This window comes from Rhodococcus sp. ARC_M6 (assembly GCF_022810305.1).
Lineage (GTDB): Bacteria > Actinomycetota > Actinomycetes > Mycobacteriales > Mycobacteriaceae > Rhodococcus_F.
Window position 1 is genome coordinate 27,895 of the sequence record NZ_JALGQH010000015.1, and the last position, 13,875, is coordinate 41,769.

The window sequence follows — 13,875 nt, forward strand, 5'->3', positions numbered from 1 at the left end:
GCTGTAACAATGACTGCGGGTTGCCGATGAGCTGTGGGGAGCCAGTACGGGCCTGCAAGTAAGTGGAAACAAGAATTACGTGAAGGTGAGTTGTCTGATGGCGCCAGTGGCCGACGTATCTGCAGATCGATCACTGGACGTGATCGCATGAGCGCCGACGACGTGACCAGCGCAGTCGACGTGACACCAGGGAAGCCACGCGGAAGCCGCAAGCCCCGTCCCGTCCGTACGCGGCGGGTGCGAGTGCCGCTGCTACCTCAATTGCTGGCAGCTGCCGTCGACATCGATCCGGCTGCGGTCGCTCTCCGCTTCGACGGACGGTCCGTCACCTACACCGAGCTGGATGTGGCGTCGTCGCAGCTTGCTCGCCTGCTCATCACGCACGGGGTGGGCCCGGAGGATCGGGTGGCGATCTCCATCCCACGGTCGGTCGAGTCGGTATGCGCCGTCTGGGCCGTCGCAAAGGCAGGTGCTGCGTTTGTGCCCGTGGACCCGAATTATCCGGCTGATCGCGTCCTCCACATGATTTCCGATTCCGGCGCCTCGATCGGTCTGACAGTGGCGGCAGTCGCCGGCGGGTTGCCTTCGAGCTTGCCGTGGTGGGAACTCGACAGCGCGGAGTATGTGGCTCTCGCATCTGATATTCCAGCTGAGCCCGTGTCGTACACCGAACGTGTCGGAACCTTGCGCCCAGAACACCCGGCGTACGTGATCTACACCTCAGGCTCGACGGGACGACCCAAGGGCGTCATCGTCACGCACGGCGGTCTTGCGGACCTCTGCGCCGAGCAGGTTGAACGCTTCGGACTGACGACGTCTTCTCGAACATTGCATTTTGCGTCACCGAGCTTCGACGCTTCCGTGCTGGAATTGCTCCTCGCTTTCGGGGGCTCTTCGACGATGGTGATCGCTCGTCCCGATGTCTATGGCGGAGACGAACTGGCCGAACTCCTTGTAGGGGAACAGGTCACGCATGCATTCATGACTCCGGCCGCACTCGGATCGCTTTCGGCAGAAGACGGTTTCGAGAATCTCGAGGTCGTTGTTGTCGGCGGCGAAGCGTGTTCACCTGCATTGGTGACGCGTTGGGCGCCCGGACGCAAGTTCTTCAACGCATACGGCCCGACCGAAGCCACTGTCGCCGCCTCGATCGCCGAACTCACCGGCGAGGGCCCGGTCACTATCGGCGGCGCCGTCCGCGGTGTCGGACTGTATGTTCTCGACGCCCGGTTGCAGCCGGTCGCCACTGGCACTTCCGGTGAATTGTATGTGTCGGGAGCCCACCTGGCACGCGGGTACAACGGCTTGTCCGGCACTACCGCAGCAAGTTTTGTCGCGAACCCGTTCGGAACCGCCGGCGAACGCCTGTATCGCACCGGAGATACCGTGCGTTGGATTCGGACCGACGGTGACGAGCGTGATCTCGAATACCTCGGACGAGGTGACTCGCAGGTCAAGATCCGTGGTTTCCGTATCGAACTCGGAGAAATCGACGCTGTGCTCTCGGCTGTGCCTGGCATCGATTTTGTCGCGACACTTATCAGGACTGGGCCGACGGGTGAGCCCGCGTTGGTGTCGTATGTGAAGGCCAAGGCGGGAGTCTCCCTCGAATCTGACGCGCTGGTTTCGAGTGCACGGGCAGCGCTGCCACGACATATGGTTCCGGCATCGATCGTGATGATCGCGGAGATTCCCCTGACCCCGGTCGGCAAGCTCGACGTCGACGCATTGCCGGCTCCGCAGTTCGAATCCCGTTCGTACCGAGCGCCATCCACGCCTGCGCAGATACTTGTCTCCGACTCGATCGCAGACCTGCTCGGGCTCGAGCAAGTCGGAGCCGACGACGATTTCTTCGAGTTGGGCGGCAACTCCCTGATCGCAGCCAAACTGGTAGGTCGACTCGGCGCAGCATTCGAGACGCGCGTGCAGGTGAAGACTCTGTTCGAGGCATCAACTGTCGAATCGCTGGCAGCACGGATCGAAGCCGAAACAGACTCGGTCGGACATGTTGCGCTGCAACAGATGACGCGGCCGGAACGAGTGCCGCTTTCGTTGGCACAGAAACGTATGTGGTTCCTCAGTCAGTTCGACGCGGAATCGGCCGTTAACAATATTCCGATAGTTCTGAGGCTGACCGGCGAACTCGATGTTGATGCGCTGCGACTCGCTGTGAACGACGTCGTTGAGCGGCATGAGGTGCTCCGGACCTTGTACCCGGCTTTCGGCGGTATCGGCTATCAGGAAGTCCTCGGAATCTCGACTGCCGACATCGACGTGGTACCCCAGGATCTCGATGAATCCATACTGCTCGCAACGTTGCTGCCGCTGGTGACAGCAGGATTCGATGTCGCGAAGGCCGTGCCGCTACGGGTTCGACTCTTCCGTACCAGTCCAACCGAATTCGTGCTGGCGATGGTGGTTCATCACATCTCCGCGGACGGTGTTTCGGTCGGACCGTTGGTACGCGACGTCGCGTTGGCGTATCTCGCCCGGGCGAGCGGTGAGGCGCCGGCGTGGTCTCCGCTTGCTGTTCAGTACGCGGACTTTGCGTTGTGGCAGCAGCAGGTTCTCGGTGACGATTCCGATCCGGATTCACTCATGTCGGAGCAATTGAGTTACTGGAGTGAGAATCTCGCGGGTTTGCCGGAGAAGATCGACGTGCCGTCGGATCGGCCGCGTCCGGCAGTGGCGTCGACACGCGGCGGTGTGCACCGGTTCGAGATCGACGGCGAACTGCATCGTTCGCTCGAGCAATTAGCGCTGGATCGCAATGTTTCGCTGTTCATGGTTGTGCATTCCGCGCTCGCAGTGTTGCTGGCGCGGCTGGCGTCGACGGATGACGTCGTGATCGGTTCGCCGATTTCCGGTCGTGGTGAGCCTGCGCTCGACGATCTGATCGGGATGTTCGTCAATACGTTGGTGTTGCGTACTTCGATAACTCCGGAAACGTCTTTCGCGGAGTTGCTCGAACAGGTTCGGGAGACTGATCTCAGCGCATTCGCGAACGCGGACTTGCCTTTCGAGCGTTTGGTCGAGGTTCTGGACCCGGCACGGTCGCAAGCGCATCACCCGCTGTTTCAGGTGGCACTGTTTTTCCAGAACATGGTCGGTGAAGCTCTGGAGCTGCCCGGGTTGCGAGTCTCGGAGTTTGATGCCGGAATTGATATCGCGAAGTTCGATCTGCAGTTGACAGCATCGCCGATCGAGGACGAGGCCGGCGTTGGCACCGGTATCGCAATGTCCTGGTTGTATGCGACAGACCTTTTCGATGCCGAAACCGTGGTGGCGTTTGCCGATCGGTTGACTCGCATTCTCCGCGCGATGGTGGTCGATGCGGAATCTGCAATCGGTGATGTGCAACTGCTGTCCACCAATGACTTCCAGAGAATCGTTCGAGACTTCAACGACACTGCTCAGGTGACGGTGGGTGGGTTGTTGTTGGATGGTTTCGATTCGGTGGTGGCGGTGTCTCCGGGGGCGCGGGCTGTGGTGTTCGGCGAGCAGGTGTTGTCGTATGCGGAGTTCGACGTCAAGGTGAACAGGCTTGCGCGGTATCTGATTGGGCTGGGGGTGGGTCCGGAGTCGTTGGTGGGGTTGGCGGTTCGTCGGTCGACGGATTTGTTGGTTGGGTTGTATGCGATTGTGCGTGCGGGTGGGGCGTGGGTGCCTTTGGATCCGGATGCGCCGTCCTCGCGTAATGAGTATGTGTTGGAGACGGCTGATCCGGTGTGTGTGGTGTCGACGGAGCGTGATGGTTTCGTGGCGTCGGGTCGTCGGGTTGTGTGTGTTGATGTTGTTGATGTGTCTGGTTTTTCGGGTGCGCGGGTGTTGGATGTGGATCGGTTGGGGCCGTTGCGTTCGGGGAATGCGGCGTATGTGATTTTCACGTCGGGGTCGACGGGTCGTCCGAAGGGTGTGGCGGTTTCGCATGGGGCGATTGTGAATCAGTTGGAGTGGATGCAGGCGGAATATGCTTTGTCGTCTGCGGATGTGTATTTGCAGAAGACGGCGACGACGTTCGATGTGTCGTTGTGGGGGTTTTTCATGCCGTTGCGGGTGGGGGCGACGTTGGTGGTGGCTTCTCCGGATGGTCATCGGGATCCGGGGTATTTGGCGTCGGTGATTGATGAGCAGGGTGTGTCGGTGACGGATTTTGTTCCGACGATGTTGTCGACGTTTTCGTCGTTGGTGGATCCGGGGTTGTTGGGTTCGTTGCGTGATGTGTTGGTGATTGGTGAGGCGTTGCCGGTGGAGGCGGTGCGGGAGTTTTCGGCGGTGTCGTCGGCGCGGGTTCATAATTTGTATGGTCCGACGGAGGCGGCGGTGTCGTTTACGTTTGCGGATGTGACGGCTGCTGGGTCGGGGTCGGTGGTGTCGATTGGTGTGCCGGAGTGGAATTGCCGGGTGTTTGTGTTGGATTCGCGTTTGCGTCCGGTGCCGGTGGGTGTTGCGGGTGAGTTGTATTTGTCGGGTGTGCAGTTGGCTCGGGGGTATGTGGGTCGGCCGGATTTGAGTGCGGATCGGTTTGTGGCGTCTCCGTTTGGTGTGGGGGAGCGGATGTATCGGTCGGGTGACCTTGTGAGGTGGTCGTCTGATGGGGATCTGGAGTACATCGGTCGTACTGATTTTCAGGTGAAGTTTCGTGGTCAGCGGATTGAGTTGGGGGAGATCGAGGCTGCGTTGGTTGCGCATGGGTCGGTGTTGTCGGCTGCGGTGTTGGTGCGTGGCAGTGTGACGGGTGATCAGTTGGTGGGGTATGTGGTGCCGGCTGTGGGTGCGTCGGTTGATGTGTCGGTGTTGCGGGGGTTTGTGGGGGAGCGGGTTCCGGGTTATATGGTTCCGGCGGCTGTGGTGGTGTTGGATGCTTTTCCGTTGAATTCGTCGGGGAAGTTGGATCGTGGGTTGTTGCCGGAGCCGGTGTTTGAGGCTCGGGTGTTTCGGGCTCCGGTGTCGGTGGTGGAGTTGGTGGTGGCGTCGGCGTTTGTGGGTGTGTTGGGTGTTGATCGGGTGGGGTTGGATGATGATTTCTTTGAGTTGGGTGGTAATTCCCTCATCGCGATGAAGTTGGCATCCGAACTGACCGAGGCACTGGGTACCTCGGTGCCCGTGCGCATGCTCTTCGGTGCGTCGAGCGTCGAATCCCTTTCTGCACGAATAGAAGCTGTGCAGCAGGGAGATTCGAGCACACAGGATCACCAGGCAACCGACGTGCTGTTGCCGATCCGCGAAATTGGATCTGCGGCGCCGACGTTCTTCATTCACCCGATGAGCGGCCTGGCGTGGAAGGGTTCGGGGCTTGTTCCCCACCTCGACACCCAATCGCCGGTCTACGGATTGCAAGCTCCGGTCATGGTGGAACCGTGGCCTCTTCCTACATCGGTCGACGCCTTGGCTCAGCGTTACGTCCAGGAGATGCTGAGCGTGAACCCGAGTGGTCCGTTCCACATCGTCGGATTCTCGCTCGGCGGATTCATCGGGCACGCCTGCGCAGTTCTCTTGCGCTCGAAGGGCTTCGATGTGAAGCTGGCGATGATCGATCCTCGCGGCACTACCGAAGTCGGGGAAAACCAAGCCCGGAACAACGTCGCCGAACTGGCAGCAGGGTGGGGAGTCGATGTCGGAGACGCAATTGACCTCGGTGCGCGAGGCCGGGACGAGATCCTCGGACTCGGTCGATCACTCGATTCCCTGTCGTTTCTCACCGACGATCAACTCGGATCTCTGTACGATTTTGCAACCTCTGCAGCCTCGATGATCGACGAGTACGAACCGAACGTGTTCGACGGTGACGCTGTACTTCTCAGCGCCACGGTCGGCGTCGGGTCGACACCAGAACTGGCCGCGACCTGGATGCCCTATGTCAGCGGAACCCTCACTGAGACAACAGTGCTGAGTTCGCATCACTCGATGATGGATCCCGATCAGCTCGAGCTGATCGGACCTCGGTTGGCGGCGTTCTTCAGGAGTTGATCGGGGCGTCGGAGGACGTCGGCACAAATCTGAACGAGAAGCCGACGTTCTTCGTGTTTGTCGGGTCAGGTCCGAGTCCGGGCTGCGTAACCACGGACGTCGGTATCTGCCTCGCGTTTCGTCTCAAGGGCGGAGCGTCCTGCCAAAAGGGCTGAGCAGCTTGCAGTTCCAACACAATCTGAATGAGGCCGGCTTCGTCCCACACTCGACCACCGAGTTGGACACCAAAGGGAAGCCCGGTCTCCTTCGACCTTCCGGCAGGCGTCGTGACAACCGGAGCGCCGGTGTAGTTGGCCCACGAGACATCGGCAGTGACGCTGTTGAACAGTGAGACACCCGCGACCTCGGAGCGCTTACTGCCGTCCACCCGGGCGCCGGGTACAAGAATGGCGTCGAGATTGTGTTCGGATAGCATGCGGTTGTATTCGTGTTGGTATCGAAGTCTGTTGTGCGCCAACATCATGTAGTCGGCGACCGGAACAGTCATCGATGCGATTGCCGCTCCGACGAAGAGTGCCCGCTCCGGCCTGTACAGTCCGATCCGGTCGGAGAACTGCTGGTGATAATTGCCGGCCTCGGCCATATCTCCGCTCAGTAGTCCCGCCGGATAGGTCGGCATCGTTACGTCGACAAGCGTGCCTCCGAGTGCGACAACAGTGTCCGTGAACTCGGCAAACAGGATCCCCAACGATCCCTGCAATTCGTCGATACTTGTGCGTGGGATGCCGAATCGACGGCCCGCCAGCGGTGACTTTCCGCGCTGAGCGGCCAATGGGTATCCCTGTGCCGGAACCGGCGGACCGACCGACGTGGTTGGATCGTTGGCGTCGACGCCTGCCATGTAACTGAGCAACAACGACGCATCGGCCGCACTCCGGGCCATTGGACCGGTATGGTCGCGGGTCCAGTTGAGGGGGATCGTTCCGTACGTGCTGCAACGTCCGAAAGTCGGTTTGACGGAGGTGATTCCCGTTGCGCTTGCCGGAAGGCGGAGTGACCCGCCGGTGTCGGTTCCTGTTGCAAGCGGACTGAAGCGGGCGGCCAGAACTGCAGCGCTGCCGCCCGACGACCCGCCCGGTGAGTACTCGGGATTCCACGGGTTACCGACTTGCGCCGTAGCCACACCGATGGCGAATTCATCGCAGTGTGCGTGGCCCATCAGTACCATGCCGGCTTCACTCAGGCGCCGCCAGACAGTCGAGTCACCCGCGGCAATGTTCCCTTCGAGGACGCGACTCGACGCAGTGACCGGCAATCCCGACACTGCGAACGTATCTTTCAGTGCGATCGGCAGCCCACAGACCAGTGGTGGCGCTTCGCCGGCGCTCGCACGCCCGGCGCTCGAGAGTCGTTGTGCTGCCTTCTCGGCGGCAGCGTACGCGACCTCCGGATAGATTCGGATCCAGGAGCCGATCCCGCCGTCGTACTCGTGACTGCGTGTCAGGCAGGCGTCGAGCAGCTCGCGCGGATGGAGTGTGCCGTTCTGGAGCAGGCTTGCGGCTTCGGTAGCGCTGAGCAGGGCAGGGTCCGTCGAATCAATCGTGTCGGGAGCCGGCAATTGATTGTGGCGAGGCATCGAGCGGATCGGTGCGGCTGCTGCGGGTTGTACTCCAACACCTACTGCCGTGGCACTGGCTACTCCGAGTGCCGTTGCTGCGCCGAGGAAACCGCGTCGGGAAATGCCACTGTTCACAAAAAAGTGCCTTCGAATGTGTCGCCTGGGATGATTGGGATAATTCGGATGTCAGGTTACTGGAACCGCATCTGACGACGAAGGCCACCTGCCCTCGACACTCCAGATCGGGAGTGTCGAAAGCCGGTGGCCTTCGAGAAGAATCAGAGTGCTGTCAGACGCCCAAAGAGTTGGCGATGAACGGCCAGGACTTGTGGAGATCGTCCTGCCAGTAGCCCCACGAGTGGGTGCCCGTCGGGCGGAAATCCACCACGGCCGGAATGTTCAGCTCGAACAGACGCTTGGCCATATTCGAGGTGCACAGGTTTGTTGCAGCTTCGATCACGCCGCCGACGATGATCTGGTTCTCGAGATTTGCACGACCATCGTTCATACGCGGATTCTGCATGGAGTCGTTCGGGAAGCCGGGGAGTCCGTTGCCGGTGCTCATGTAGATCGGCGTCCCGCGCAACTTCTCGGCGTTGAGCAGCGGATCATGCTCGCGCCAACCCGGACCGTCGAGGGGGCCCCACATGTTCGTGACGTCGTCGACGCCACCGATCCACTCGGTGGTGATCCGGACGAACTGCTGGCCCATCGGATCGCTCGTCTGTGCACAGCCGCTGTAGGCAGCGACTGAGCTGTAGAGGCCGGGGTGTTCGATCGCGAGATTCAGTACCGAGGTTCCGGACATCGAGATTGCCGACAGTGCCTGCTTACCGTTGCTTCCCAGTTCCTTGTTCAGAATCGGGGGCAGTTCCTCACCGAGGAATGTCGACCACTTGTTTCGGCCGGCTTTTGGGTCGTCCTTTTCCCAGTCGGTGTAATAGGAAAGGCGTCCGCCGACCGGGGTCGCGACGTTGACGTTCTTATCGCTGAAGAAGTCGACAACATCCGACTGACGTTGCCAGGTTGCCGAGTCTTCTCCGCCGCCTGCGCCGTTCAAAAGGTAGAGAATGGGGCGAGGCTCGGAATTATCGGCCGGAGTGATGACCTGGATGGGCACCACCTTGTCCATCGACGCGGCATAGACGTTGACGACGAGTTGCCGATCATTAATCTTCTGCACCGACTTGACGTACGAATCGCTCGTAGCCACGTCGGATGCGGAATCGCTCGTATTCGTCGGAGCTGCTTGCGCAATGCCGGCGGTGAACAGTGAGCAGGCGATTGCCAGTACTCCGACATGCGTGGCGCGACGCCAGGCTGGTCTCGTGTTTCGCGTCAAGACTTCTTACCTCTCGTTTGAAACTTTTCGGAAGACGATTCAATGGCTCCGAATGGATAAGTCGATTCGATCGTCGTATTCGTTACTTCAGCGAGACGTTTTGCGGTCTAGCAGTGACGATTTCGATCGGTGTCCTTGGATTGGTTCTATCTCGAAGCGGCCCGCCGGTATCCCCGGATTGCTGGATAAAGGAAGACTGCAATCATTCCGAATGACCAGGCAAATGTCTTGAGTACAGGCTCGAGGACTGGCCCGCCGAGAGACATTCCACGCATAGCTTCCACCGCCACGGACATGGGCTGTGCTGCAATGACGGGCTGTAACCAGACCGGATATGCCATCGTCGGGACAAAACCGCTGTTGAAGAACATGAGCAGGGTGCATCCGATGGAGACGATCTCGACGAGCGGAAGATTCTCGGACACTGTGGCAAGAGCCGTCACCATCACGGCAAATCCGATTCCGAAAGCGATCGGCAGGAGAATCATGCCGATCGCAGCTACCGGACCTTGATTGAATCGGAACCCGACAAGACATCCGACTCCGATGATGACGATGGTCGTGAGGAGAACCCGCACGGCTTCCGCAATCATTCGACCCACCAAGCCGGAGGCGCGATGGGCGGGAAGGGTCCAGAAACGACTGAGTAGCCCACTGGTCATTTCGCCTCGAAGACCGACGGCACTCGCAATGGACCCAAACATCGCTCCGACCAGAATGATCAACGGAACGGTGCCGTAAATACTGGGCTGTCCGGTTGCGGCGCTGATCGAGTTTCCGAGAACAACACGAAACATGATGAGTGTCAGAGCTGGGTACAGCAGTGCTTGGATCGCGGTGGATGGGTCACGCGCCCAATTGATCAGAAGGCGTTTCGCCTGGATCAGACTGTGCGTCCAGAGCGCCTGCGTGGAGCCTTCCGGAAGTGCCGCATCAGGTACGGGGAAATTCAGGGTGCGTCCGTTGGTCGGTTGCGCCGAATTGTCGACTGCCGTCATCACGACCGCCTCGTGCTTGCCCAGTACGCGAGCGGAGCGCACACAGCGATCAATCCGAGCGACCACATGAGCACGGGGAACATGGTGTTCCAGGTGACGCCGCCTTGGGCGAGGTCACGCATCGCGAAGGAGAACTGCGACACCGGCTGATTACGTACGAAGGGACGGATCCACTCGGGGAAACCGGTTTCCGGCACGAAACCACAGGAGAGCATCCCGAGGATCAGCTGAGGAAGAGTCAATGCCTGACTCGTAGCTTGAGGGCTCTTGGACAGCGAACCGATGGCATCGGCGCCGAATGACAGACACGTGCTGAACACCAGTGCCAAAGTGCAGAACAGAATTGCCTGATTGAGGCCTTCGGTGAATCGGAATCCGATTGCGTGCCCGTAGATGAGGGCAGCGGTCAGTGAGAATACTGATCGCACGAACCCACTACTCATACGCGAGAGCAGGGGGACTGCTCCGTAGACGGGCATCGTCTGCATTCGGGAACTGAAACCTGTGATCCGCTCCCTGGCTGCCATCTGAGCAGCTGAAATCGAGGTGAAGGCCATAGCCTGCAACACGATGATCGGCATCAGGAACTGGGCATAGTCGATGCCTTGCAGTTGCATCACGAACTTCAACGGCAGGTAGAAGCCGACAGTGAAAATCAGTGGGGCAATCACAGCGATGACAAGTTCGTAGCGACGGATCATCGAGCGCAACGTGCGGCCCGTCAGTACCCACCACTGCATAACTGCTGAGGGGTTAGGGCGTCTATGCCGCCCGACGCGTGTGGCGGCCGGAACCGAAATCTCCCGAAGAGCCACCTTTTGCAGGGACAAGTTCGTAGTCGGATATTTCGTCGTAGTGGTCACGACACATCACCGGCTTTGCCGGCGTCCGCGGTTGACTGATGACCGGTCAACGAGAGGAAGACATCGTCGAGGGACGGACGCCTCAAGGCGATGTCGGCGAGCGGGATTCTGGCATGGTCCAAACGTCGGAGCGCCTCGGCGAGTGTCGCGGAACCTCGCGGAGCGGGGATGGCGATCTTGCCGCTGTCCCGGGCCAGATCGAATCGGAAATCCGGCGGGAGGAGGTTGCCCAAGGCGTTGGCGACAGCGCCGAGCATGTTGGTATCCGTCGGCACGATCTCACAGAAGCTTGCTCCGGTGCGCGCCTTCAGCTCGTCTGCGGTTCCCTCGGCGATAACCGAACCCTTGTCGATCACGATGATGTTGTCGCTGAGAAGATCGGCTTCCTCGAGGTACTGCGTTGTCAGCAGAACAGTGATGCCCTGATCCTTCAGCGTCTGCACGAGATTCCACACGCTCTGCCGACTGCGGGGATCCAATCCTGTCGTCGGCTCGTCCAGGAACACGACTTCGGGGCGAACGACGAGGCCACAGGCGATGTCGATACGGCGACGCATACCACCGGAATAGTTGGCGACGGTTCGAGCGCCTGCTTCGACCAGATCGAATTCTTCGAGGAGATCAACTGCTCGCTGCTTGGCAGAGGCGCGATCGAGTCCCATCAGACGAGCGAAGAGTTCGATGTTCTCCCGGCCGGTCAGAGCATTGTCGAGGGCCGCGAACTGGCCGGTCATCATGATCGAGCGTCGAACCTCCGCGGCATTGCGCACGGCGTCGTATCCGGCGATCATGGCGCGGCCGCTGTCCGGACGAATGAGCGTCGAGAGCACTTTGACGGTTGTGGTCTTGCCTGCGCCGTTGGGTCCGAGGATGCCGAGAACCGATCCTTTGGGGGCCTGGAAGCTGATTCCGCGCAGGGCGTGGACATCTTTGAAGGACTTGTGAACGTCCTCCACGACTACGGCCGCATCCGTGGGAAAGGGCATTAATTCTCCGCTGTCTACATGAAGATGGTGGGGCTACCTGGTGGCTTGGTGTGCCGATGCGGCCGATGGTGAGGCCGAAATGAGCACCGAGTGGATGGCCCGCACGGATTGCGGGAACCTCGATTGTGTATCTCCGAACGCCTTGAGCATGTTACCGGAGGTGGTCCACGCAACTCGGGGCGAAGACGGCCCGCCGGACGCTTTTGCCTGGTTCCCTGAGCAAGTGTGCAGTTGGGCACCAATCATTTTGTGTGGCATTGCACACTTGCGACTGCCTGTCGGATGACTGACGTCACGCGAACATTGATGTTCCGACGGTGTAGCGAGTGATAACCTGCCGTCCATGGGTGCCTTGCTTTCAGTTGTCGTTCCGGTCTATAACGAAGAAGAATATATTTCGGATTGTCTCGAGTCTTTGTTGCAACAGGGCGACGATATTACTGAAATATTGGTGGTCGACAATAATTCGACCGACAGAACCCCTGAGATAATTCGTGATTTCGAGCGCAGGTTTCCCAAAGTTCGCTATCTGTTGGAAACTCGGCAGGGCGTCGTTTTTTCGAGAAACTTGGGGTTCAATTCAGCTCAGGGTGAGTTGATCGGGCGAGTAGACGCGGACACGAGGGTGTCTGCAGGTTGGGCCAATGCGATCGTCGAGTTTTTTGCCGCGCCTGAATTCGACGCTGTTACCGGGTTTTCGTTATTCTATGACTCGCCCTTTGCGACCGTGCAACGCACGGCAGTCGCAAAGCAGGATGCTCTCGGAAAATTCGAAGGTCTGAAAGATGCGCCCTCATTAACCGGTTCGAACATGGCGATCCGAAAATCCGCATGGTCGATCGTGCAAGATTCTGTCTCTGATCGCACAGATTTTCACGAAGATGTCGATCTTTCGTATTGCCTGCTCGGTCGTGGAATGAAATTTTCTCAGGACCTTTCGATGCGAGCGGAAGTTTCCGGCCGTCGCGGAGAAACCGGACCGATAGAGTTTCTTTCCTACAACAAAGCCTCCGTTCTCACATTGAAGCATCATGGGGCTATGACGCGTCGACTCCGCCTGATGATTTTTCGGAGTTCGATATTGCATGCGGTTTTATGGCCCGCCTATCGAATGTATGACAAAGACACGGACAAACTGTCTTTGAAGAGGCTCTTCTTCCGGCCTTCAGCGCGGCAGATGCCAGTGGATTCGGTAGATCGCTGACTCAGCGAAGAGGCTTGTCGACGCCTAGGGTGTCGAACAGTTTTCGGATTCCACTGAAATCCTGAACGAGCAGTTCAGACCCGGGGGAGTGCTCGACGTCCTCGATCATCCGGTTTCCGCCGGTGATGTCCTCAGCCTCCATGATCGCCCGCCAAGCGCCGAAGTCATTGCCGGCAAAAGCCGCCATCGCTCCGGCCGCCCCGTCGACGAAGCGTCGACGCGACTCGACGTCGAGAGCCTCGAACACGGAAACGGCTAGAGCGTCGGCAATGGACGCGTGGCAAAGTTCGTCCCGATTGTGGAGTCGGACCGTCGCGCGATTTACCGGCTGGATATCTTCACCGTCGATGATCACGTCGAGGTATGAGCTGATGGAGATCTCCGCGACCGTCATGTATGCCAGGGAGACAACTGCGCGTGAGTGAGCATCCGGGCACTCGGTGAGCGCCCGCGCTCGGCTCCGGACCGTCTGTACGTCCGGCAGAAGCTTTGTCGGCAACGGCAATCCGCGTCCACGGCGGGTCAAAGAACTCGCGTTGAGATGCATCAACGTGTGGTATTGCTCGTCGACCATCGCCTGATTAACCGCTACTTCGACGGAATCGCCGAATCCGACGTCGAACGCATCCACGGCAAGTAGTTCGAACCCCGGATTGACCACTGTTCGTTCGATATCCATCACATTCTTGTTGAAGGCGATCCAGGCCCAGGCTCGGAGTCGTATTTGTTGCTCAGACGTGAGAGCCAGATAGACGGGATGCTGCGCGAAGGGAAGCAAAGCGTCCGGATAGTCGAACTTCGTGATGTCGAAAAGGTCCTCGAGTTCGGGCTCGGATCTTTTGACGGCGGCTCGACGCGACCAGTTCTCGGCAAGCCGACGGACGATCGCACTTTCGGCAGGATCCTTGGCATCGAATCCGGGAAGTGTCGGTGGAGCTACTCCGTGTCTCATCG

The 13,875-nt window shown here is 59.5% G+C and carries 8 protein-coding genes; 2 read left to right on the forward strand and 6 right to left on the reverse strand.

The window, feature by feature from the left end; translation table 11 throughout:
- Nucleotides 1-147: 147 nt before the first annotated feature.
- A complete protein-coding gene (locus tag MTX36_RS16585) occupies nt 148-5,970 on the forward strand; it encodes a non-ribosomal peptide synthetase (protein WP_243620833.1) in 5,823 nt (1,940 codons plus the stop codon).
- Here the strand turns inward: MTX36_RS16585 and MTX36_RS16590 are convergent.
- The 5 genes from MTX36_RS16590 to MTX36_RS16610 all read right to left on the reverse strand — a co-directional run bounded on the left by MTX36_RS16590 (nt 5,960) and on the right by MTX36_RS16610 (nt 11,717).
- Nucleotides 5,960-7,663: an amidase gene (locus MTX36_RS16590; RefSeq protein ID WP_243620834.1), complete on the reverse strand. Its 1,704-nt coding sequence runs from the start codon at nt 7,661-7,663 to the stop codon at nt 5,960-5,962. The genes MTX36_RS16585 and MTX36_RS16590 overlap by 11 nt on opposite strands.
- Before the next feature lie 154 nt (nt 7,664-7,817).
- On the reverse strand, nt 7,818-8,870 hold the full coding sequence (locus MTX36_RS16595) for an alpha/beta hydrolase family protein (protein WP_279394721.1): 1,053 nt from the start codon (nt 8,868-8,870) through the stop codon (nt 7,818-7,820).
- Between the two features lie 146 nt (nt 8,871-9,016).
- The gene (locus MTX36_RS16600) at nt 9,017-9,868 is read right to left on the reverse strand and encodes an ABC transporter permease (protein ID WP_243620835.1); all 852 of its coding nucleotides are present in this window, start codon (nt 9,866-9,868) and stop codon (nt 9,017-9,019) included.
- Nucleotides 9,868-10,731 (reverse strand): ABC transporter permease, encoded by an 864-nt coding sequence (locus MTX36_RS16605; protein WP_243620836.1) that lies wholly within the window; start codon nt 10,729-10,731, stop codon nt 9,868-9,870. Before MTX36_RS16605 ends, MTX36_RS16600 begins: the two co-directional genes overlap by 1 nt.
- Nucleotides 10,728-11,717, reverse strand: a complete 990-nt coding sequence (locus MTX36_RS16610; RefSeq protein WP_243620837.1) for an ATP-binding cassette domain-containing protein — start codon at nt 11,715-11,717, stop codon at nt 10,728-10,730. The genes MTX36_RS16605 and MTX36_RS16610 overlap by 4 nt, the downstream gene beginning before the upstream one ends.
- A 343-nt stretch (nt 11,718-12,060) precedes the next feature.
- On the opposite strand from MTX36_RS16610, the gene MTX36_RS16615 reads away from it, so the two are divergent.
- Nucleotides 12,061-12,921 (forward strand): glycosyltransferase family 2 protein, encoded by an 861-nt coding sequence (locus tag MTX36_RS16615; protein ID WP_243620838.1) that lies wholly within the window; start codon nt 12,061-12,063, stop codon nt 12,919-12,921.
- Nucleotide 12,922: 1 nt separating this feature from the next.
- Here the strand turns inward: MTX36_RS16615 and MTX36_RS16620 are convergent, their stop codons facing one another.
- Nucleotides 12,923-13,873: a diiron oxygenase gene (locus MTX36_RS16620; protein ID WP_243620839.1), complete on the reverse strand. Its 951-nt coding sequence runs from the start codon at nt 13,871-13,873 to the stop codon at nt 12,923-12,925.
- Nucleotides 13,874-13,875 lie beyond the last annotated feature (2 nt).

Excerpts from the sequence above, each read along its gene's own strand:
- MTX36_RS16610 (WP_243620837.1), bottom strand. The coding sequence starts at position 11,717 with ATGCCCTTTCCCACGGATGCGGCCGTAGTCGTGGAGGACGTTCACAAG.
- MTX36_RS16620 (WP_243620839.1), bottom strand. The coding sequence starts at position 13,873 with ATGAGACACGGAGTAGCTCCACCGACACTTCCCGGATTCGATGCCAAG.
- MTX36_RS16600 (WP_243620835.1), bottom strand. The coding sequence starts at position 9,868 with ATGACGGCAGTCGACAATTCGGCGCAACCGACCAACGGACGCACCCTG.
- MTX36_RS16585 (WP_243620833.1), top strand. The coding sequence starts at position 148 with ATGAGCGCCGACGACGTGACCAGCGCAGTCGACGTGACACCAGGGAAG.
- MTX36_RS16615 (WP_243620838.1), top strand. The coding sequence starts at position 12,061 with ATGGGTGCCTTGCTTTCAGTTGTCGTTCCGGTCTATAACGAAGAAGAA.